We start from the raw sequence: 21,563 nt of genomic DNA, 5'->3' as shown, positions 1-21,563 counted from the left end.
CATTGCCGGGTGAGACAGGAGCACCAAGCTCGGCGCTGATCCGGCGCGCAGGATGTGCGCAACGCGGGTGCGTACCGCCGCCGCTGGTCTTCGGCCATGCTTCAGCATAGGGGAGGAGACGGTGGACATCAAGAATATGAGCATGGAGGAGCTTCGGCGCGAGAACGAGGCCTTGCGCGAGGAGCTCAAGGCGCGCCAGGCGATGGCCGAACACTTGGCCAGCGAGCGCGGGCTGCTGCGCACGCTGATCGACAACATGCCGGACCACATCTACGTGAAAGACCGCAGCGGGCGCTTCGTCATCGCCAACCACGCGGCCGCCGAGGGCATCGGCGTCGCCTCGCCGGCGGAGTTGGTCGGCAAGTCCGACCTGGAGTTCTATCCGCTGGGCTGCGGCCAGCGCTTCTTCACGGACGAACAGCAGATCATGAAGTCCGGCCAGCCGCTGATCGACCATATCGAGGAAAACGTCAACCACGCCGGCGTGCGGCGCTGGTTTTCCACCACGAAATACCCCTTCTACGGCGCCGACGGCCAGCCGGCCGGCATCGTCGGCATATCGCGCGACGTGACGCTGCGGGTCAACGCCGAGGAGGCGGTGCGGCTGCGCAACCGCGCCATCGAGTTGAGCGGGGACGCCACCGTCATCGTCGGCCGCGGCTCGCCGGAGCTGCCGGTGCTGTATGTGAATCCCGCGTTCGAACGCATCACCGGCTTCACGCTGGAGGAGGCGCAGCAAAGCGGCATCGCCGGCCTGCTGGAGGACGGCGAAGACCCGGCCGCCACGCAGGCGCTGGCGCTGGCCATGGCGCGGGAAGAGGAGGGCGGTGCGGTGCTGCGCAGCTGGCGCAAGGACGGCACCGCGTTCTGGAACAAGGTGCGGCTGGCGATCGTGCGCGACCGCGACGGCAAGGCCACCCATTTCGTCTACACCATGAGCGACGTCTCCAAGGCGTTGGACGCGGAGCAGAAGCTGGAGCAACTGGCCAGCCACGACGAGCTCACCGGCCTGCCCAACCGGCGCCTGTTGATGGACCGGCTGGGCCAGGCCATCGCGATCGCGCAGCGCAGCAATTGCCTGCTGGCGGTGTCGTTCATCGACCTGGACCGCCTGAAGTTCGTCAACGACACCCACGGCCACGAGGCGGGCGACCGCATGCTGCGCGCCGTCGCCGAGCGCATGGCGGGCTGCGTGCGCCAGTCCGACACGGTGGCCCGGCTGGGCGGCGACGAATTCGTGCTGGTGTCGCTGCACCAGGTGCCGCCGGCGGTGCCGGGCGAGCGCACCCACGTGGCCGAGCTGCTGGCCAAGGTGCAGGAGGTGCTGGCGCAGCCGCTGATGCTGGGCGACGCGCCGTTCAGCGTCACCTGCAGCATCGGCGTCAGCATGTATCCGGACGACGGCCAGGACGCCGAAACCATGCTCAAGCATGCCGACGAGGCGATGTACACGGCCAAGAAATCCGGCCGCAACCAGGTCGCCTTTTACACGCCGCCTCCCGAGGGGGCTACTGCGAGCGCAGACCCACCCGCACCGGGCTGTTGAGGCGCGCCGCCGCGTTGGCGACGTAGGCTTGCCACTGCTCGCGCGTGGTGATTTCGCCGGCGCGGCTCCAGGCGCCGCCGGCCAGGTAGGTCAGCGGCGTGCCGGGCGTGGACGGGGCGACGATCAGGTGGTTGAGATTATCCTCGGCGTAGCCGGTGGCCGCCGGCAGCACGATGGCGGTGCCGAAGTCGCCGTTGCCGGGCTGCTCCACCCATTGCACCAGGGCCTTGGACTTGGTGTCGCGGTCCACGTGGTGCTTGGGCTGCTGGCCCTTGTCGGCCGGCGTCTTGTTCAGGCCCGCGGCGATGTTCAGCGATCCCGGTCCGGTGTAGGTGAAGGTGCTGTCGATGCGGTCGAGCTGCTGGCCGGCGTCCACCGTGAAGCGCTTCACTTCGGACACCTGCGTGCCGCCCGCGTCCCAGGCGTTGTAGCGCAGCTCGAAGATGGCGCGCACCGGCCCGTTGGCCAGCACCTTCCATTCGGCGTAGTTGGCGCCGGTGTGCAGGACTTTGCCGTCCCACACGCCCACGCCGCCGGCGCCGCGCGACTTGCCCACGTTGTACAGGTCCATGCCCTCGCCCTGGTCCTTGTGGTAGTGGTCGTGCCCCTTGTTGTACCAGCGGTCCACGATGGGGTAGGCCACGCGCTTGAACCAGATATCCAGGCCGCTGGTGACCAGCACCTCCTTGCCGCCGCTGGCCGGCGCGGGCGCCGCCAGCGCTGGGCCGTAGGTGCGGTGGCCGATCTTGTCGTTCTCCCACGCGAAGTCGTCCAGGCGCTCGGGCACGTAGCGCGCGTAGACCTTTGTGGGGAAGGGCGGCGCCAGCGTTTCGATCTTCTCGACCGTGAAGCTGGCGCTCTTTTCGCCGGCGGCGAAGCTGTGCTGGAAAATCAGCTCGCCGTAGGCCGCGCCCACGCCCTGCGGGTCCTTGGCCTGCGGCGCGATGTTCGTCACCTGGTGCGGCAGCACGCGGCCGGCCGCGTCCTTGACGGCGATTTTCTGCACCAGCGCGCCGGGCAGGGCGCGGTTCACCTCCGTCCACGGGATGGTGACCGTCTCGGAGGGACGGGCGATCTCCAGGTCGTTGGCCAGCGTGACCAGCAGGCTGGCGCCGTGCGCCAACTGCGCGGACAGCAGGCCGGCGGCGGCCAATGCCATGGCGCGGATGCGCGGGCGTTGCGCCGGGCGGCTGGCGTTTGCCTTGGAGCGCTTCATGGGTGGTCCTTCGGATGTTCGCGGTAGTCGGTCGCGCCCGAGCCCTTGGGCTGGTAGTGGTAGGTGCGCACCTTGTACTCGATGTTGACGTTGGGGTTCTTCAGCAGCTTGAGCATCTCGGCGCCGGCCATCAGGGTCGGGCCGTAGCCGTGCAGCGCGTGCACGCTGGTGGGACGGTTGTAGTAATAGGTCTGGTCGCCTGCCAGCGTGGTGCCGACGCAGATGCCCTCGATCTCGCCCTTGGCGGTGATCTTGGTCGACAGGCCCGCCCAGCCGGCCTGCGCGATCGAGCCGTAGGTGGTGGGGCTGATCCAGCCCTGGTTGATCGCGTGGGCGATGCCGTACACGAACATGGCGCTGGCCGAAGTCTCCAGATAGGAGTCGTTGCGGTCTATCATCTGGTGCCACAGGCCGGCGCCGGACTGGCGCTGGGCCACGCCCTTCAGCGTGGCGCGCAGCTGCGCCAGCACTTTCGGATAGCCCGGATGGTCCTTGGGCAGCACGTCCAGCAGGTCGGACATGGCCAGCACCGCCCAGCCGTTGGCGCGCGCCCAGTAGAACTTGGGCGCGTCGTCCTGCAGGTTCTCGTGCCAGCCGTGGGTGTAGATGCCCTCCTTGGCGTCGAACATGTAGCGCGACATGTTCAGCACATTGTTGACGGCGTCGTCGAAGTATTTGCGCTCGCCCGTCATGCGGCCCATCTCGGCCAGCGCGGGAATGCCCATGTACATGTCGTCGGCCCACAGCGAGACGGCTTGCGGACGCTTGCGCGCCAGCGTGCCGTCGGTGAGGCGGAACTGCTTGTTGGCGACCCAGTCGCCGCACGAGGCGATCATGGCCGACAGGTCCGGGCCGATCTTGTTGTGGCGGGCGCGCATCAGCGCCGCGCACATGGAGCCGGCGTCGTCCAGCGAGCGCGGATCGAGGAAGCGCGCGAAGCTGTTGTTGCGTTCCAGCTTGAACTGCTTTTCCTGGGCGCGGAAGTAGGGCAGCGTCTCGCCGAAGAACTTGTAGTGGCGCTCCGTCATGGCGGTGAAGCTCTTGTCGCCGGTGGCGGCGGCCACCTGCATCAGGCCGGAGCTGACCAGGCCCATTTCGTACACCATGATGCCGTAGTCGCCCGCGCTGGGTTCGAAGACGGCGTCGGCAACCGGCTTGCCGAAGTCCGTGATGGGGGCGCCGGTCTTCTTGTTGATCACGCGGGTGGGCGTGGCGGCGTCCATGTGGGCGCGGATGCGGTGCAGGGCGTCGGTGATCTCGGCCGCCACCGGCATCTTGTACGGGATCGGGTAAGTGCCCTCGGAGACGTCCTTCGGGTTCTTGTTGTCCGGATTGCGGTAGGGGCCTTCCGCCTGGGCGGCGCCCAGCAGAAGGGAGGCGGCCGCCAGGCCGGCCAGCAGTTGCGGGAAGGGTTTCATGTGTCTCCGTCGGGGCCGTAGTTGGTAAGCAGATATTTTTGGTCAGACCATTCTAATTTGGTCCGGCCAATAATGCAATCTGGACTAGCCAATTATCGAGAGGATGTTGTTCGACGGGCGTGCGCCGCCGCCGGGCCGGCGCGGCCCGTCCGGCAAGGAGGGGGACGGAGGATCGGGACGGACGGCCGGGCGGGCCGCCGCCTAGCCGCGCGAGAAGGTGCGGGTGACGCGTTCCAGGTGGGCGCGCATCGCCTGGCGGGCCGCGGTCGCGTCGTGCGCCGCGATGGCGCCCAGGATGGCGCGGTGGTCGGTGAGGGTGTTCTTGCGCAGGTCCTCGGTGGCGTAATGCGCCTTCAGCTTGTGCCACAGGCTGCCGCGCTGGTTCCACAGGTAGTCGATCACGCCCACCAGCGCCGTGTTGCCGGTGGCGCGGGCGATGGCCAGGTGGAAGTTGCGGTCTGCCTGCTCGTTGCTGGAGCGGTCGTCGTGGCAGCGCTCCATTTCCAGCACGGCGTTCAGGATGGCGTCCACCGCCGAATCGGTGGCGTTCTTGGCGGCCATGGCGGCGATCTCGGTTTCGATCATGCGCCGGGCGGACAGCACCTCGAACGGGCCGGGACCCACCTCGGGCACGTCGGCCGGCGTGGCCGCCCGTTCCGACACGTACACGCCGGAGCCGCCGCGCACCTCCACCACCCCGCCCAGTTCCAGCGCGATCAGCGCCTCCCGCAGCGAGGCGCGGCTCACACTAAGCTTGGCCGCCAGTTCGCGCTCGGCGGGGAGGCGGGAACCGGGCGGAATGCCGTCATCCCGGATCAGTTGCTGGATACGGTCGGCGACCACCCTGTAGAGGCGCGGCTCGGGAGAGGACGCTTCTTGCGGCTCCGGGGTTTTCTTCATGGATTGGATGTTCGTGGATGATGGCTGGACGGGTACTCTCCAGATTGTAGAGGCGCGTGGCCGTTCTGGCAAGGCGGGCGCGCGCGGCCGCGCCGATCGCGCAGCCGCGTGAGCGGAGGAGTACGGCCGTCCGCGGCCTAGCCGCCGGCCGGTGTCAGGCGGATGGCCTGGCCGCCTCCGGGCGCCAGTTTCAGTTTCAGCGTGTCGGCCGAGGTCACGGCGCGCTTCTCGATCACCAGGTCGTGGCGGCGCTCCGTGCGGTAGTCCGCCTGGTCGCCGTCGCGGTAGATCTCGGCGGTGTAGCGCTTGCCCGCCTCCAGGAAGGACAGCGGCAGGTCCAGCGCGCGCGCCGAGCCGTCCGTCACCGCGCCCACGTACCAGTCGGCCGAGTTCCTGCCCTTGCGCGCGATGGTCGCGTATTCGCCGATCTCGCCGTTGATCACGCGCGTGTCGTCCCAGTCGGTCGGCACGTCCTTGATGAACTGGAACGGGCCGGCGTGCTTTTCATAGGTCTCGATCAGGTCCGCCGCCATCGCCACCGGCGAGTAGATGACGACGAAATTGGCCAGCTGCTTGGCCTGGGTCGAGTGTATGGGCTTGCCGTCCACGCCCTGCAGGCTGAGGATGCCCGGTGTGTAGTCCATCGGCCCGCTCAGCATGCGGGTGAACACCAGCTTGGCCTCGTGGTCGACGCCGTTGATCGGATTGCCCCAGGCGTTGAACTCCATGCCGCGCGCGCCCTCGCGCGACAGCCAGTTCGGCCAGGTACGGCGCAGGCCCGTGTCCTTCACCGGTTCGTGCGTGTCGATGGCCAGCTTGTGGCGCGCCGCCTCGGTCACGGCCTTCTGGAAGTGGCGCACGCCCTCTTGCGAGTCGGTGTAGCCGAAATGGGTCCGCTTGCCGGGACCGGCGAACACCGCGCCGCCGCCGTCCGTCACGTAGCCGGACTTGATGCTGTCCACGCCCAGGCGGGCGTACAGCTGGTAGGCCGCGTCCATCTGCCGCTCGTAGCGCGCGATATTGCCGCCCGTCTCATGGTGGCCGATCAGGCGCACGCCCTTGCCCCGCGCATAGGCCGCGAGGCCGGGCAGGTCGAAGTCGGGATAGGACCGGGTGAAGCTGAAGTCCGCGCCGCCGCCGGCCCAGTTGCCGTCCCAGCCCAGGTTCCAGCCCTCCACCAGCACGCCCCGGAAGCCGTGCTTGGCGGCGAAGTCGATATGGCGTTTGGTGTTTTGCGTGGTGGCGCCATGCTTGGCGCCCGAGCCCCAGGTGCTGCGGCCCAGGTGCATTTCCCACCACACGCCGATGAACTTGGACGGCTTCACCCACGACACGTCGCCCAGCTTGTTCGGTTCGTTCAGGTTCAGCACCAGGTCGGACATGTACAGGCCGGCCGCGCTGTCGGCGATCTGCATGGTGCGCCACGGGGTGGTGAACGCGCCCTTGCGCTCGACCGGCGCGCCGGTGGCGGAGGGCGCCAGCTGCGCGCGCAGCCGCTGGCCCTGCGCCTTGCGCAGCCACATGGACGCGTAGTCCACCAGCGCGGCCTCGTGGAAGGCGATGTGGGTGCCATCCTCGGTGCGCACCGTCAGCGGCGTGTTGGCGGTGCCCACTTCGCTCAGCGGGGTTTTCTCGATCGGGTATTCCAGGGCCATCAGCTCGCCCGCCGGTATCCACCAGGCGGTGGCGGGCTGCGCCACGGTGAACTCGGTCAGCTCGTCGCTGATCTTCGCTTCCCCGAGCTGCGCCTGCTCCGGGAACTCGTAGCGGAAGCCGACGCCGTCGTCGAACACGCGGAACACGATCGCCAGGCGGCGGTCGCCGCGCTCCTTCTGCACCAGCTCCAGGCGCAATTCGCGGTGATGGTCGCGCACGTGGCGGCGTTCGCCCCAGGGCTGCTCCCAGGTGCTGTCATGGTCGGCGACCGACTGCCGCGCCAGGCTGAAGCCCGCGTCCAGCTGCGGCGCGTTGGTCAGCAGGAAACCGAGGCGCGAGGGCGCGATGACCGGCTTGCCCTTGCGCCGCACCTGGTACGACAGGCGGCCGTCGTCCGCCAGTCGCACGTCGACGCTCAGCACCTGGCCGGGCGAGGAAACGGTGGCCAGGGTCTGTTCGGCCAGCGCGCCGGCCGGGCACAGGGCGAGGGCGAGGCCGCAGGCTGCGAGCCAGCGGGAGGAAAGGGGAAGTGCGTGCGGCATGTTGTCTCCTATTGTTTGTTGGCGGGGCTGACGGCGACGACGCCGAACATCGCGGGGACCGTCAGGCTGACGCGGCCATCCTTCGCTTCCAGCGTCGCGCCGGTCAGCGCGTCCGTATAGCGGCCGGCGGCGCCGGCCGGCAGCGCGACGCTGACGGTCTTCGCCTCGGCCGCGTTGTTGGTGGCGCACAGCGCCCACACTCCGCCGTCGCGCCGCGCCAGCACCACCACGTTGTCGTCCAGGTGGATGGGCGCGTCGATGGAGCCGTGGCGCAGCACCGGATGCCGGGCGCGCATGGCGATCAGTTGCTTGAAGTCCGCCAGCAGGGCCAGGTCCGGCTTGCCACCCTGGTCGGCCCAGGGATAGGCCGCGCGGTTGCCGGGATCGTCGCCGCCGCTCAGGCCCACCTCGTCGCCGTAGTACACGGCCGGCGCGCCGGGGAACATCATCTGGAAGAACACGGCCAGGCGGAAGCGCTTGCGCGCCAGCGCGGCGTCGCCTTCCGGGCCGGAGTCGCCCAGCACGTGCAGCGAACGCGCCTGGTCGTGCGTGGACAGCAGGTTCATGAGCGCGTAGAAGGACTGGGCCGGGTAGGCCTCGCGCATCAGTTCGATGTTGGCGTAGGCCGCCCCGGCCTTGCCGCCGGCGGCGTAATCCAGCACGGCGTTGCGGAAGATGTAGTTCATGGTGCTGTCGAAGGTGTCGCCCAGCAGGTACTTGGACGAGTCGAACCAGGTCTCGGAGATGGTCAGCGCGTCCTTGCGGTGCGCCTTCACGGCCTTGCGCCACTCGCGCCAGAAGTCGTCCGGCACCCATGGCGCGACGTCCATGCGCCAGCCGGACGAGCCGCGGTCCAGCCAGAGCTGGGTGATGCCCTTCGGCTTGGCCTGCGCGCCGAAGGCGAAGCGGCGGAAACCGGGATCGGCCTTGTTCAGCTCAGGCAGGTCCATCGCGCCGGCCCAGCCCTTGTAGCGCTTGTCCGGGTCGGCCTGCCTGGCGTCGAAGGTGTACCAGCTGGCGTAGGGCGAGGACGGCGTGATGGCGGACTTCTCGTAGGCGCCCGTGGCGGCGTAATTGCCGTAGCGGTCGAAATACAGCGAGTCGCTGCCGGTGTGGTTGAAGGAGGCGTCGGTGATCACGCGGATGCCGCGCTTGCCGGCCTCGCGCGTCAGCCGCACATAGTCGGCGTTGCGGCCGAAGTGGGGATCGATGGCGGTGTAGTCGGCCGTGTCGTATTTGTGGTTGCTGGCGGCGCGGAACACGGGCGTCATGTAGATGGTGTTGGCGCCCAGGTCGCGGATGTAATCGAGCTTGTCGATCACGCCCTGCAGGTCGCCGCCGTAGAAATCGTTGCCGCCGGTGGCGTCCGAACCGTCGCCGGAGCCGGGGCGGTAGGGCCGGTCCAGCCAATCGCGGTGGAATTCGACGCGCTTGTCCTGGTAGCGGGTCTTGCCGGGCACCGGGTCGTTGCGCTTGTCGCCGTTGCGGAAGCGCTCGGGGAAAATGTAGTAGTAGACCGCGTCCCTGGCCCAGCCGGGAACCGTGAAGTCGGCCGCGTGGACCGTTTGCCTGAAGCGCCGCACCGCCTTCGCCCCGGCCGGCGCGTGGGCCACCGCGCCCGCGCCGTTGCTGCCGCGCTCGCGGGTCCAGTAAACGCGGTCGCGGTTGTTTTGATAGACGTAGGTCTTGCCGTCGACGACCACCTCGAAGTAATAGCCATAGACGGCGGGATCGGCGTAGCTGTGGCGCGCGGTCCAGCGGTCGCGGCCCGCGCCGGGCTGGCGCGCCATGGGGATGCGCGCCAGTTCGGTGTACTCCAGCACTTCCTGGTTGCCCTCCAGCCGGCGCTTCTCCACCACCAGCGTGGCGGACGCCACGCCCGGCAGCGCGTTCAGTGCGAATTCGACGGCGCTGCCGGCGGTCACGCTGCCGAACGGCGCCTTGTCGGCCGCCGCGCGGCTGTCGTGCGACAGGCCGAGGGCGACCGGATGGTCGACCGGCCCGGCGCCGGCGGGGCCGAAGCTCTTCGGGCCGATGGACAGCACCGGGCGTCCGCCCTCGAAGGCCAGGCGCATGGTCTGCTCGCCGGCGAAGCGCAGCTTGATGTTGTAGGGGTTTTTCGCGTCGCTGCCGCGGGCCAGGGGCGAGCGCTGGCCGGCGGGCAGCGCCGTCTCGACGGTGGCGCCGAACATGGTGTCCGGGGTCCATTCCGCGTCGGCGATCTTGAACTCCTGCAGGCCGTCCTCCTCCACGTTCAGGTAGTAGGCGTCGCAGGCGTAGGTGAAGGCGTATTCGTCGGCCGCGATCCAGCCGTTCATGCCGCCGCGCAGGTAGATGCGCTGTTCGCCCAGCGGCGCCGCGGCGCAGGCGGGTTCGTTCGCGGCGGCGGCGGCGTGGCCGGCGGCGCCATGGGCCAGCGCGCAGGCGGCGGCCATGGCCAGGATTTTCGGTGTCATGCTGGTCTCCCTTTTGGAAGACGCAAGCCTACAAGAATTCGAGTGCCTTGCGGACGCTCCGGCGGCGGGCCTGAAGAAAACGTGAAGGTGGCGCGCGGCCCTGCTGATAAACTAGGCCGCATGAAGATACTGATGATCGAGGACGACCTGGCCATCGGCAAGGCGCTGCTGTCCGTGTTCCAGGACGAGGGGCATGTCGCCGTGTGGGTGCGCATGGCGGGGCAGGCGTCGGAGCGCGTGCTGGACGAGGACTTCGACGCGGTGCTGCTGGACCTGGGCCTGCCGGACGGCGACGGCATCGCGCTGCTGGCCGCCATGCGCGCGCGGGGCGTGACGGCGCCGGTGCTGATCATCACCGCGCGCGACAGCCTGGAGGCCAGGCTGGCCGGCTTCAACACCGGCGCCGACGACTACCTGATCAAGCCCTTCGAGATTCCCGAGCTGCTGGTGCGGCTGCGCGCCATCGTGCGGCGCGCGGGCGGTTCGGCGGACGCCGCCGAGGCGCTGTGGACCTTCGGCGAGCTGGTGCTGGACGAGGGCCGCATGCTGGTGGCGCGCGCCGGCGTGCCGGTGGCGCTGTCCAAGACCGAGTTCGCGCTGCTGCTGACGTTGATGAAGCAGTCCGACCGCGTGCTCACGCGCGCCGAGCTGGAACGGCGCGTGCTGCCGCACAGCGAGGGCCAGACGCTGGACGTGCACATCTCCAACCTGCGCAAGAAGATAGGCGACGGCGTGATCCGCACCGTGCGCGGCGTCGGCTACATGGTGCAGCGCGCGCATGGGGATTAAGCGGCCGTCGCTGTTCCGGCGCCTGATGCTGGGCTTCGGCGGCGTGATCGTCGCAGTGTCCCTGCTGGGCATGGCCTACGTGGTATACGAGGCCAAGGCCACGCAGCGCTCGCGCACGGCCAGCGAGAACCGGGCGCACACGCGGGTGATTCTGTCGCAGCTGGCGCTGCTGGCGGACCGGCCGGACGAGCTGCTGCGCGCCGCCCGTTTCATCGAGGACGTGCGCGGCGAGATGTTCCGCGAGCTGGACTACCATTCGCGCGTGCGGCTGCGCGTGTGGAAGGGGGCGCGGCTGGTGTACAACTCGATGCCGGCCTTGCCGGACCGGCTGCCGGAGGCCGGCGGCGGGGAACTGCGCGGCGCCTACGGGTGGGTGCGCTCGGTGGAGCGCGACGCGGCGTCCGGCGTGGTGGTCGAGCGCAGCCACGAGGTGGACGACGAATGGATGCTGAGCCTGACCGGCATCAATTTCCTGATGTCATCCACGGTCTTCAGCCTGCCCTTGCTGCTGCTGCCCGCGTGGCTGATCGTCGGCATCGGCCTGCGGCCCTTGCGCTCCATCGCCGACGCGATCGAGCAGCGTTCGGTGTCCGACCTGACGGCGCTGCCGGAATCGAAGTACCGGGAGCTGGCGCCGCTGGTGGACGCGATCAACCGGCTGATGACGCGCCTGAGCCAGCGCCTGGAGCGCGAGCATGAATTCCTCACCGACGCGGCGCACGAGCTGAAAACGCCGCTGGCCGCGATCCAGATCAACGCCCACCTGTTGCTGAGTCCCGCCGTGGCCGACAATCCCCGGCGCGGCGCCGAGGCGGGCGTGGGGCTGCGCGAGGGCGTGGCGCGCGCCACGCACATGGTGCACCAGTTGCTGGCGCTGGAGCGCGCGCTCGCCGAGCGCGACGACCGGGCCATGCCCGAGGCCGAGCTGGGCGCCTTCGTGCGCGACCGGCTGGCCGCCGCCGCGCCGCTGGCGGTGCAGCGGGGGATAGAGATCGAATTCCAGTCCGAGTCGGAGTGCGTGCTGCCGATGCACCGCGAGAGCATGGCCGCGCTGCTGGACAACCTGATCAGCAACGCGGTCAAGTATTCGCCGGAGGAGGGCACGGTCTCGGTGCGGCTGGCGCCGTCGGCCGGCGGTTGCCGGCTGACCATCGCCGACCAGGGACCGGGCATTGATCCGCTATTGCATGGGAAGGTGTTCGAGCGCTTCTACCGGATACCGGGCCAGGAGCAGTCGGGCAGCGGCCTGGGCCTCGCCATCGCCGAACGCGCCGCCGCCCGCAACGACGCGGCCATCACGCTGGCCGCGGGCGAGGACGGCAGGGGGCTGCGGGCGATGGTGGATTTTTCGATGCCGGTGAGGTCGTAGTCGTAGGGCGGACTCCCAGTCCGCCGGACGCGTGCCGGCCCGCATACATCCGGCGGACTGGGAGTCCGCCCTACGTTCTACTTGAGCCGTACCCGGGCCCTTACTTCTTCGCGGCTTCCGCCGCGGCCAGCTGGCGGTTCTGGGCGTCCAGCCAGGTCTTCAGCGGGGCGAAGTAGTCGACCAGCGCGGAGCCGTCGATGCGCTCCTCGCCGGAGACCGCTTTCAGCGCCTCGGGCCACGGCTTGCTGGCGCCCATTTCCAGCATCTTCCACAGCTTGGCGCCGGCTTTCTCGTTGCCGTAGATCGAGCAGTTGTGCAGCGGGCCGGTGTAGCCGGCCTCGCGGCACAGCGCGCGGTGGAACTGGAACTGCAGCATGTGCGCCAGGAAGTAGCGCGCGTACGGCACGTCCGCCGCCACGTGGTACTTGGCGCCGGCGTCGAACCCGTTCGCCGCGATCGGCGCAGGGCGGCTCACGCCCATGTACTGCTCGCGCAACTGCCACCAGGTCTTGTCGTAGTCGGCCGGCTGCGTCTTGCCCGAGTAAACGTCCCAGCGCCATTTGTCGACCGAGTAGGCGAACGGCAGGAAGGCCACCTTGGCCAGCGCCCGCTGCAGCAGTTCGCCGATCTCGGCGTTCTCGGCCTTCCCGGCGGACGCCGCCTCCATCAGGCCGATCTTCTTCAGGTAGTCCGGTGTCATCGACAGCGCGACCGTGTCGCCGATGGCCTCGTGGAAGCCGTCGTTGGCGCCGTTCTGGAACAGGAAGGACTGCTTGTTGTAGGCCAGGTCGTAATAGATGTGGCCCAGCTCGTGGTGGATGACCTTGAACTCCTCCTCGGTCGGGCGGATGCACATCTTGATGCGCACGTCCTCCTTGCCGTCCATGGTCCAGGCGGAGGCGTGGCACACCACCTCGCGGTCGCGCGGCTTGGTCAGCAGCGAACGTTCCCAGAACGTGTCCGGCAGCTTGCGCATGCCCAGCGAGGTGTAGAAGCGCTCGGCGTATTGCGTCATCTGCTTGGCGTCGGTGTTGCGGTCGACCAGCACCTTGGTCAGGTCGTAGCTGCCGGCGTTGGTGGCGGGCTTGAGCAGCGGGTAGATGTTCTCCCAGCTCTGGCTCCACATATTACCGAACAGGTGGGCCGGGATCGGGCCGGTGGCCGGCACCACGTCCGGGCCGTAGGCCTGGCGCAGCTTGTGGCGCGCGTAGGTGTGCAATGCATCGTACAGCGGCTTGACCTGTTGCCACATGCGCTCCATCTCGGCGGAGAAGGCTTCCGGCGGCATGTCGTACTGCGAGCGCCACAGGGCGCCGGTGTCGGCGAAGCCCATTTCGCGCGCGCCCTTGTTGGACAGCGCCACGTAGTCGGTGTACATCTGCTTGTACGACGGCGACTGCGCGTGCCAGCCCAGCCAGGTTTCCTTCAGCTTGGCCGGATCGCGGCTGGTGGCCAGCGTCTTCTCCAGTTCGCCCAGCGGCAGGCAGCCTTCTTTATTGTCGGTGGGGCAGTACTTGGCCTTGCCGTAGGCGCCCTGCAGCGCGGCCTGCTTGGCGGCGTAGGCCTCGCGCTCCTTCGGGTCGGACAGCATCAGCGTCAGTTGCAGGAACTTGAGCTTGCGGGCGTAGTCGTCCTTCAGTTTCAGGCCGTTGTAGCGGCGCGCGGCCAGCGCGGCCTCGCCGGACGCGGCCAGCTGGCGCTCGCCGAAGTAGGTGGCCAGCGCCTCGGTGTCGTCGGTGATGAAGTTGGCCGCCACCCATTGGGCGCGGGCGCCGTCCAGGTTCAGTTTTTCCAGCTTGCTTTCGGTGTCGTTCAGGAAGCGTTCCGCTTCCGCGACGGTGGGCTTGGCCTTGCTTTTGGCAGGCGCGGTCGCCGTTTGCGCATGGGCGGCCTGGAAGGCGCCCATGGCGAACATCACGGCGATGGAGGCGGCTTTCAGGTACAGGGGTTTGGACACTGCGTTCTCCTTGGTTTTGTGAGCGGCTAATATACACCGGCCGCCGCGCCGCCCCAAGCCCCACGCCGCGCCGTTACAAATGCCGCGTTTCCGCGGGCCGGTTCTGCCAATTGTCGTGGCGGCCGTCGGCGTAGTAGACGGGGGCGGCGATCAGTTCCTCGGGCGTGGCGTCGTCCAGGCAGGCCACCTGCACGCTGACGTAGGCGCCGCCGATCTCCTCCACATAGCCGTGGCCATACGGGTGCACGCCGCAGGTCTTGCAGAACTTGTGGTGGCCGGTCATGGTGTTGAATTGATAGTCGCCCATCGCGTCCTCGCCGGCCAGCAGGCGGAATTCGTCGGGCTTGACGATGGCGCCCCAGTTGCGCACCTTGGTGCAGATGGTGCAGTTGCACTTGCCGGTGCCGGCGCCCAGGTCGATGTCGGCTTCGAAACGCACGGCGCCGCAGTGGCAGCTGCCATGGTAGGTCTTTTTCATGTCGTGGTCTCCGCTCAGGTGGGCGGCCGGGAGGGCCGCGCCTGCCGGCAGTTTAGCGCGCCCGCGTGCGCGCGGCGCGCGCCTGCTGCTGGTGTCCGGCGGCGGGTGGGGCCAGCCGCCTGTCGCGGACCGCTACCGCGACGGCCGCTTGTTTCCTCTCGGGCGCTGGACTGCTTGCTAGCGCATGGGTTGCACCGCCAGGCGCATGCCCATCGCGCCCAGGATCGCGCGCAAGGTCTTCAGGGACGGATTCCCTTGCCTGGACAGCGTTCTGTACATCGAGTTGGGATTGGCATCGGCGCGCCGGGCAATTTCCTGCACCCCGCCGAACGCGACACTGAGCGAGCGCAACGCCAGCATGACGTCGACCTCATCTCCATTCTCAAGCACTTCGTTAAGGTAGTCGGCTGCTAGAGCGGGATCGCGGCGGAACATTTCAGCCGTTGCCTCGTCATGGGTGCGATGTGTTTGGACCATTTCGTTTCTTCCAGTCGTTTAACAGGTTGATGGCACGTTCAATGTCCGGGGTCTGGGTACGCTTGCTGCCGCCTGATGTCAGCAATATGAGCATGGCCCCGACGACCGCGTAGTACACGCGATAGCCAGGTCCTATATCGATACGCAACTCGTGAATTCCGTCCCGGACGTGCTTGTGATCTCCGAACAAACCAAGGTGTAGCCGCGCGGTTCGTTGAATGATCGCGATTTTCGCCCGCCTGTCGCGCAAGGAATCCAACCATGCCTGATAGTGGTCCTTACCTGTAGCATCGAGATAGTGAACTACAGTGAACATTTTAGCTTATAAGCGAATGGTGGCAAGCTGTGGAGCGACGGGAAAATCAGGGTGGCACTCGGAAGGAGCAGAGTGTTGAGCTAGCGCAAAAAAGAGCGAGGCGGCGGGCCGGATGGCCCGCGTGGAGGGAGTTACTGCAGAGTAATGACGACGGTGCTGACAGCGCGTTTGGTGGCCGCGACCGGCACGGACAGCAATCGCGTCTTGGCGTCCCAGCCGAACTTCACGGCCCGGCCCTCCACTTGCACGCGCGCCGGCTTGGCGGCCACGTTGTGCACGATCAGCGCCACGCCGCGCTCGGGGCGCTGGTACTGCTTGCCCACTTCCGAATTGATCGTGATGGACAGCTCCTTGCCTTGCAGCGCGCTGGCGAAGCGCACCAGTTCATATTGCCCCTTCTCGAACGCCTCCGGCGTGGCGCCGTCGTCATCATAAAGCTTGCCGCCGCCGGCCGTCACCGACGCGTCGTGGTAGTAGTGCAGGTCCAGGCTGCGGGTGTTGTACTGGCTGGTGCTTTGCACCGGTTTCACCATCGGGATGAAGGCGCCCGCGCGGACGAACACCGGGATGTGATCCAGCGTCACCGGAACCACGGTGGTGATGCCGCCCTCGTAGCGGCGGCCGGTGTGGAAGTCGAACCACGCGCTGGTGGCCGGCAGGTAGACTTCCTTGCGGCGCGCCCCCGGCTCGGTGATCGGCGCCACCAGGAACTCGCGGCCCCACAGGTAGGAGCTCACGTGGCCGCGCACCTTCTCGTTCTTCGGCTCCTCGTACAGCACGGGTCGCATCAGCGGCAGGCCTTGCTGGTTGTTGTCGAAGCCCAGCGTGTAGTTGTAGGGCAGCAGGCTGTAACGCAGGCGGATGGACTCGCGCGCCAGCGCCTTGGTGGCCTCCTCGCGGAACACCGGCTCCGACGCCACGGCTTCCTGCGCGTGCGGACGGAACACCGGCTGGAACACGCCGTACTGCAGCCAGCGCGTGTAGAGTTCATCGTCCAGCATCTCGCCGGCGAAGCCGCCCAGGTCCGAGTGCATATAGCCTATGCCCTGCATGCCCATCTGCACCGCGATTTCCGGCTGCGACTGCAGGCCGCCCCAGCTGCGGTTCACGTCGCCGGACCACGGGATCAGGCCGAAACGCTGCGAGCCCGAATAGCCGGCGCGCATCAGGATGAAGGGACGCTCGTTGGGGAAGTCCTTGCGGTAGCCCTCGTGGATCAGGCGCGCCCAGTCGTGGCCGTAGGTGTTGTGCACCTGGTCCGCCGTGCCGGTGGCGTGGCGCACGGAGGAGGGATGGACCTCGGGCTCGCCCAGGTCGCCCCACCAGCCGGCCACGCCGTAGTCCTTGCGCAGGTTCTTGTAGATGTCCCAGAACCAGTCCTTGCCGGTCTGGCTGTAGACGTCGACCAGGCCGGTGTTCCCGAAGAAGAAGTCGTACGTGGCCGGCTTGCCCGCCGCGTCGGTGGCCAGGGCCCGCTTGTCGACCGCCTCTTGCCATTTGCCCGAAGTGGTGAGCACGAAGGGCTCGGTGATCAGCACCGTCTTCACGCCCTGGGCGTTGAAGTCGGCGATCATTTTTTTCGGATCGGGGAAGTTGTCCTTGTCGAAGGCCAGGTTGCCCATCGTGCCTTTCACCTCCTTGCCGAACCAGTACAGGTCGAACACGATGGCGTCCAGCGGCATCTTCTCGGCGATGAACTTGTTCACCACGTCGCGCGCCTCGCGCTCGGTGTGGTAGCCGAAGCGGCTGGCGAAATTGCCGAAGGCCCAGCGCGGCGGCAGCGGCTGGCGGCCGGTCAGGCTGGTGTAGCCGCCCACCACGTCCTCCCAGCTGTCGCCGGCGATCACTTGGTAGGTCTTGCGGCCGCTGATGGTTTCATAGGCCAGCGTGTTGTTCTTGCCGCTGTCGAAATCGAGATGGCCGATGGCGGCGTTGTCGAAGTGGAGCGCGTACATCTTCGACGACATGGCGACCGGCAGCGTGAAGTTCAGCAGCTCGGAGCGTTCCTCGTAGCCGTAGTGCGCCTTGTTGTACAGAGTGAAGCGCTTGCCGCGGCGGTTGAAGCCCACCGCGCGCGCGCCGGCGCCATACAGGGCCTCGTCCTTGTCCAGTTCGAAGTCGATGACTTCCGCGCCGTCCTTTTTGTGGTGACCCAGCTTTTCCGCCACCAGCGGCGCGCCCTTGTAGGCGTAGGCGATGCGGAACGGCGACTTGGTGACCGTGACGGTGATGCCGGCCGTGCCGTATTGGAGGGCGCCGCCCTCGTCCCTCAGCGTGGCGGGTTCCTGGTCCGGCGCCAGCACCACGGCGTGCGACGCGGCGTCGTGGCGCTCTCCCCGGGGGATAAACGTGGTTTCCATGATACGGCTGGAGTACGGCTTGATCACGTATTTTCCATCGCTGGTAGTAATCTCTAGCTGCTTACCGTTCAGGGCGGCGGACTGTAGTTTGCGGTCGGCGTTCTGCGCCAGCGCGAGCGGGCTGGCCAACAGCAGGAGGGCGATCTTGGCTAAGGTAGGTGGTGTCATATAGTTTTATGTTGTTTGACTACAAAACGGTGCATCAAAGCGTGAAAGTACGGGGTATTTCGCGCATTTTACTATGAAGTGGCGGATTGACATGGCATATTCACCGTGTTACTTTACTACAAATGACGTTTTACAGAGTCCCGGCAACCGGCCTGGACCATAAATTGGGGACAGGCAGTATGCAATCGACTTCCATCAAGCCACGGCTGGGTTTCTGGCAGCTCTGGAACATGAGCTTCGGCTTCTTCGGCATCCAGTTCGGCTTCGCGCTGCAAAGCGCCAACACCAGCCGCATCTTCTCCACGCTGGGCGCCGGCCTGGAAGACCTGCCGCTGTTCTGGCTGGCCGCGCCCACCACCGGCCTGCTGGTGCAGCCCATCATCGGCTACCTGAGCGACAACACCTGGCACCCCAAGTGGGGCCGCCGCCGCCCGTTCTTCTTCCTGGGCGCCGTGTTCGCGGCGCTGGCGCTGTTCCTGATGCCCAACTCCACCGCGCTGTGGATGGCCTTCGCCGTGCTGTGGATGATGGACGCGTCGATCAACGTGTCGATGGAGCCGTTCCGCGCCTTCGTCGCCGACAAGTTGGACGAGTCGCAGCAGACCACCGGCTTCGCGATGCAGACCTTCTTCATCGGCTGCGGCGCGGTGATCGCCTCGCTGCTGCCCACCTTCTTCGCCGACGTCATGGGCGTCAGCAACGTACCGGTGGACGGCTTGATTCCGGACACGGTGCGCTACTCCTTCTACGCGGGCGGCGCTGCCTACCTGATCGCCGTGATGTGGACCACCTTCACCAGCACCGAGATCCCGCCGGAAAACCTGGAGCGGTTCCGCGCCGAACGCAAGACCGGCATGGGCCACGCCGTCAAGGAGATCCTGGGTGGCTTCCTGACCATGCCCAAGACCATGGTGCAGCTGGCGGTGGTGCAGTTCTTCAGCTGGATCGGCCTGTTCGCGATGTGGATCTACACCACGTCCGGCGTGGCCGAGAACGTGTTCGGCACCACGGACGCGCAATCGGCGGCCTTCCAGGAGGCGGGCAACTGGGTCGGCATCATGTTCGCGGTGTACAACGGCGTGTCCGCGCTGGCCGCGTTCATCCTGCCCATCCTCGCACGCGCCACCAGCCGCCGCTTCGTGCACATGGTGTCGCTGGTGATCGGCGGCGCGAGCCTGATGAGCATCATGATGATCCACAATCTGAACCTGCTGATCCTGCCGATGATCGGCGTGGGCATCGCCTGGGCCAGCATCCTGACCATGCCCTACGCGATCCTGGCCGGCACGCTGCCAGCCCATCGCATGGGCTATTACATGGGCCTCTTCAACTTCTTCATCGTGCTGCCGCAAATCCTGTCCGGCCTGCTGCTGGGCTTCGTGACCAAGCACTTCTTCGCCGGCCATTCGGTCTACACGGTGGCGCTGGGCGGCGCCTGCATGTTGCTGGCCGGCCTGCTGTCCATGCTGGTGTACGAGGCGGGCGCCAAGCCCGCGGCCCTGCCGGAAGGGGCCGCGGCCTGAGCCCAGCCGCGCGCCGTTTCGTCCATAATCGCGGTAAAAAGGCGGTCAAGCCGCCGTTCCTGGATCCCCCGGGCCGGCGGCATCTGTCACTAACGCGGAGCAGACATGGCTATCCAGACGGTTGCAACCCATCCCATTCCCGGCCAACGGCCCGGCACCTCCGGCCTGCGGAAGAAAGTTGAAGTATTCCGCCAGCCGCATTACCTCGAAAACTTCGTCCAGAGCGTGTTCGACACGCTGGGCGACTGCGCCGGCAAGACGCTGGTGGTCGGCGGCGATGGCCGCTACCACAACCGCGCCGCCATCCAGACCATCCTGCGCATGGCGGCCGCCCACGGCTACGCCCAGGTGCTGGTGGGACAGGGCGGCATCCTGTCCACGCCGGCCGTCAGCTGCGTGATACGCAAGCGCCAGGCGTCGGGCGGCATCATCCTGTCGGCCAGCCACAATCCCGGCGGGCCGGACGGCGACTTCGGCATCAAGTACAACATCGCCGCCGGCGGGCCCGCGCCGGAGGGCGTGACCGAGGCCATTTACCGGCGCAGCGAATCCATCGCCCAGTACCGCCTCAGCGACGCGCCCGAGGTCGACATCGACCGGTTGGGCGTCACGCAGGTCGAGCAAACGCGCGTCGAGGTGATCGACTCCGTGGCCGACTACGCGGAGCTGATGCGCGGCCTGTTCGACTTCGACGCCATCCGCAAACTGTTCGCCGGCGGCTTCACGATGCGCTTCGATGGCATGCACGCCGTCTCCGGCCCCTACGCCAAGACCATCATCGAAGGCATGCTGGGCGCGCCCGAGGGCACGGTCATCAACTGCGTGCCGCTGGAGGACTTCGGCGGCCTGCATCCGGACCCCAACCCCGTCAACGCCGCGCAGCTGATCGAACTGATGGGCGGCGCCGACGCGCCCGACTTCGGCGCCGCCTCCGACGGCGACGGCGACCGCAACATGATCGTCGGCCGCGATTTCGACGTGACGCCGTCCGACAGCCTGGCCATCCTGGCCGCCAACGCCACGCTGGCGCCGGGCTACCGCCAGGGCCTGAAAGGCATCGCGCGCTCCATGCCCACCTCGCGCGCCGCGGACCGCGTGGCCGAGGCGCTGGGCATACCGTGCCACGAGACGCCCACCGGCTGGAAGTTCTTCGGCACCCTGCTGGACGCGGGCATGGCCACGCTGTGCGGCGAGGAGAGCTATGGCACGGGATCGGACCATATCCGCGAGAAGGACGGCGTGTGGGCCGTGCTGTTCTGGCTCAACCTGCTGGCCGCCACCGGCAAGCCGGTCGAACGCATCGTCGGCGAGCACTGGGAGCGCTTCGGCCGCAACTACTATTCGCGCCACGACTACGAGGCCATCGACACCGCCGCCGCCAACCTGCTGATGGCCGACCTGCGCGTGAAGCTGCCCGCGCTGGCCGGACAGGTGCTGAACGGCCACACGGTCGATTTCGCGGACGACTTTTCCTACACCGATCCGGTCGACGGCTCCACCGTGACGGGGCAGGGCATACGCATCGTCATGACAGACGGCTCGCGCATCGTCTACCGGCTGTCGGGCACCGGCACCGAGGGCGCCACGCTGCGCGTCTACATCGAGCTGTATGAACCGGATCCATCGCAGCACCACCGACCCACGCAGCAGGCGCTGGCCTCGCTGATCGCGGCGGCGGACAGCGTGGCGAACATCGCCATGCAAACCGGGCGGGCCAGCCCGTCCGTCATCACCTAGACCATCAACTGAAAGGACTTGCATGAAACGATCTCCCATCGCATTGACTTTGGCGCTGCTGTTCGGCGCCGGCATGGCCGCCGCGGCGCACGCGGCGCCCGTAGCACCGGTCGCGCCCAAAGCGGCCAAGCCATTCCTGTGGGAGAACGCCACCGTGTATTTCCTGTTGACGGACCGCTTCAGCAATGGCGATCGCGGCAACGACCTGCCGTACGGCCGCAAGGCGGACGCCGCGCCGCTGCGCGGCTACATGGGCGGCGACCTGAAAGGGCTGACCGCCAAGATCAAGTCCGGCTACTTCGACAGCCTGGGCGTGGACGTGCTGTGGATCACGCCGCCGGTGGAGCAGCTGCACGGCAGCACCGACGAGGGCACCGGCAAGTCCTACGGCTTCCACGGCTACTGGGCGCGCGACTGGACCGCCGTCGACGCCAGCCTGGGCACGGAAAAGGACTTCAAGGACTTCGTGGACGCGGCCCACGCGCGCGGCATCCGCGTGCTGCTGGACGTGGTGATGAACCAGATCGGCCCCGTCACGGAAGCCGAGCCGGCGTGGCCCGCGGACTGGGTGCGCCTGGACCCGGTATGCCAGTACAAGGACGTGCCCACCAACGTGGACTGCGTGCTGGTGAAGGGCTTGCCGGACCTGCTGACC

15 protein-coding genes and 1 pseudogene are annotated in these 21,563 nt (G+C 67.7%); 6 read left to right on the top strand and 10 right to left on the bottom strand.

Features of this window, described 5'->3' with window-relative positions:
- Nucleotides 1-121 precede the first annotated feature (121 nt).
- The gene (locus BM436_RS02580) at nucleotides 122-1,546 is read left to right on the top strand and encodes a diguanylate cyclase domain-containing protein (protein ID WP_177306897.1); all 1,425 of its coding nucleotides are present in this window, start codon (nucleotides 122-124) and stop codon (nucleotides 1,544-1,546) included.
- Here the strand turns inward: BM436_RS02580 and BM436_RS02575 are convergent.
- The 5 genes from BM436_RS02575 to BM436_RS02555 all read right to left on the bottom strand — a co-directional run bounded on the left by BM436_RS02575 (nucleotide 1,509) and on the right by BM436_RS02555 (nucleotide 9,734).
- Entirely contained in the window at nucleotides 1,509-2,762 is a 1,254-nt protein-coding gene (locus tag BM436_RS02575) for a BT3233 family polysaccharide utilization protein (RefSeq protein ID WP_229488816.1), read from the bottom strand. The two genes, BM436_RS02580 and BM436_RS02575, sit on opposite strands and share 38 nt — an antisense overlap.
- Nucleotides 2,759-4,180, bottom strand: a complete 1,422-nt coding sequence (locus tag BM436_RS02570) for a glycoside hydrolase family 88/105 protein (RefSeq protein ID WP_093553181.1) — start codon at nucleotides 4,178-4,180, stop codon at nucleotides 2,759-2,761. The genes BM436_RS02575 and BM436_RS02570 overlap by 4 nt, the downstream gene beginning before the upstream one ends.
- Before the next feature lie 201 nt (nucleotides 4,181-4,381).
- Nucleotides 4,382-5,080: a FadR/GntR family transcriptional regulator gene (locus BM436_RS02565; RefSeq protein ID WP_093553179.1), complete on the bottom strand. Its 699-nt coding sequence runs from the start codon at nucleotides 5,078-5,080 to the stop codon at nucleotides 4,382-4,384.
- Between the two features lie 137 nt (nucleotides 5,081-5,217).
- Nucleotides 5,218-7,278: a glycoside hydrolase family 97 protein gene (locus BM436_RS02560; protein ID WP_093553177.1), complete on the bottom strand. Its 2,061-nt coding sequence runs from the start codon at nucleotides 7,276-7,278 to the stop codon at nucleotides 5,218-5,220.
- Between the two features lie 8 nt (nucleotides 7,279-7,286).
- Nucleotides 7,287-9,734, bottom strand: coding sequence for a glycoside hydrolase family 13 protein (locus BM436_RS02555; protein ID WP_093553175.1), 2,448 nt, complete (start codon nucleotides 9,732-9,734; stop codon nucleotides 7,287-7,289).
- Between the two features lie 120 nt (nucleotides 9,735-9,854).
- Between BM436_RS02555 and BM436_RS02550 the strand changes: the two genes are divergently transcribed.
- Together BM436_RS02550 and BM436_RS02545 are read left to right on the top strand one after the other, a co-directional pair.
- The gene (locus tag BM436_RS02550) at nucleotides 9,855-10,523 is read left to right on the top strand and encodes a response regulator transcription factor (RefSeq protein WP_093553173.1); all 669 of its coding nucleotides are present in this window, start codon (nucleotides 9,855-9,857) and stop codon (nucleotides 10,521-10,523) included.
- Nucleotides 10,513-11,892: an ATP-binding protein gene (locus tag BM436_RS02545; RefSeq protein WP_093553171.1), complete on the top strand. Its 1,380-nt coding sequence runs from the start codon at nucleotides 10,513-10,515 to the stop codon at nucleotides 11,890-11,892. The genes BM436_RS02550 and BM436_RS02545 overlap by 11 nt, the downstream gene beginning before the upstream one ends.
- 100 nt (nucleotides 11,893-11,992) lie before the next feature.
- Here the strand turns inward: BM436_RS02545 and BM436_RS02540 are convergent, their stop codons facing one another.
- The 5 genes from BM436_RS02540 to BM436_RS02520 all read right to left on the bottom strand — a co-directional run bounded on the left by BM436_RS02540 (nucleotide 11,993) and on the right by BM436_RS02520 (nucleotide 17,648).
- Nucleotides 11,993-13,849 carry a M2 family metallopeptidase gene (locus tag BM436_RS02540; protein WP_229488814.1) on the bottom strand — a complete coding sequence of 619 codons (1,857 nt, stop codon included), beginning with the start codon at nucleotides 13,847-13,849 and terminating at the stop codon, nucleotides 11,993-11,995.
- Between the two features lie 73 nt (nucleotides 13,850-13,922).
- Nucleotides 13,923-14,327 (bottom strand): GFA family protein, encoded by a 405-nt coding sequence (locus BM436_RS02535; RefSeq protein ID WP_093553169.1) that lies wholly within the window; start codon nucleotides 14,325-14,327, stop codon nucleotides 13,923-13,925.
- 177 nt (nucleotides 14,328-14,504) lie between these two features.
- On the bottom strand, nucleotides 14,505-14,804 hold the full coding sequence (locus BM436_RS02530) for a helix-turn-helix domain-containing transcriptional regulator (RefSeq protein WP_093553167.1): 300 nt from the start codon (nucleotides 14,802-14,804) through the stop codon (nucleotides 14,505-14,507).
- Nucleotides 14,779-15,120, bottom strand: a complete 342-nt coding sequence (locus BM436_RS02525) for a type II toxin-antitoxin system RelE/ParE family toxin (protein WP_093553165.1) — start codon at nucleotides 15,118-15,120, stop codon at nucleotides 14,779-14,781. Before BM436_RS02525 ends, BM436_RS02530 begins: the two co-directional genes overlap by 26 nt.
- A gap of 131 nt (nucleotides 15,121-15,251) precedes the next feature.
- The gene (locus BM436_RS02520) at nucleotides 15,252-17,648 is read right to left on the bottom strand and encodes a TIM-barrel domain-containing protein (RefSeq protein ID WP_093553163.1); all 2,397 of its coding nucleotides are present in this window, start codon (nucleotides 17,646-17,648) and stop codon (nucleotides 15,252-15,254) included.
- Between the two features lie 179 nt (nucleotides 17,649-17,827).
- Here BM436_RS02520 and BM436_RS02515 point away from each other — a divergent pair, with 179 nt between their 5' ends.
- The 3 genes and pseudogenes from BM436_RS02515 to BM436_RS38785 all read left to right on the top strand — a co-directional run.
- Complete coding sequence (locus BM436_RS02515) at nucleotides 17,828-19,171, top strand: MFS transporter (protein WP_093553161.1); 1,344 nt, start codon at nucleotides 17,828-17,830, stop codon at nucleotides 19,169-19,171.
- 105 nt (nucleotides 19,172-19,276) lie between these two features.
- A complete protein-coding gene (locus BM436_RS02510; protein ID WP_093553159.1) occupies nucleotides 19,277-20,908 on the top strand; it encodes an alpha-D-glucose phosphate-specific phosphoglucomutase in 1,632 nt (543 codons plus the stop codon).
- 22 nt (nucleotides 20,909-20,930) lie between these two features.
- A pseudogene (locus BM436_RS38785) lies at nucleotides 20,931-21,428 on the top strand (alpha-amylase family glycosyl hydrolase); the annotation flags it as partial.
- Nucleotides 21,429-21,563: the final 135 nt, after the last annotated feature.

This window comes from Pseudoduganella namucuonensis (genome assembly GCF_900116645.1).
GTDB classification, from domain to species: Bacteria; Pseudomonadota; Gammaproteobacteria; order Burkholderiales; family Burkholderiaceae_D; genus Rugamonas; species Rugamonas namucuonensis.
Note: the sequence above shows the minus strand (reverse complement) of the source record. Positions and strands in the feature narration are given on the sequence as shown.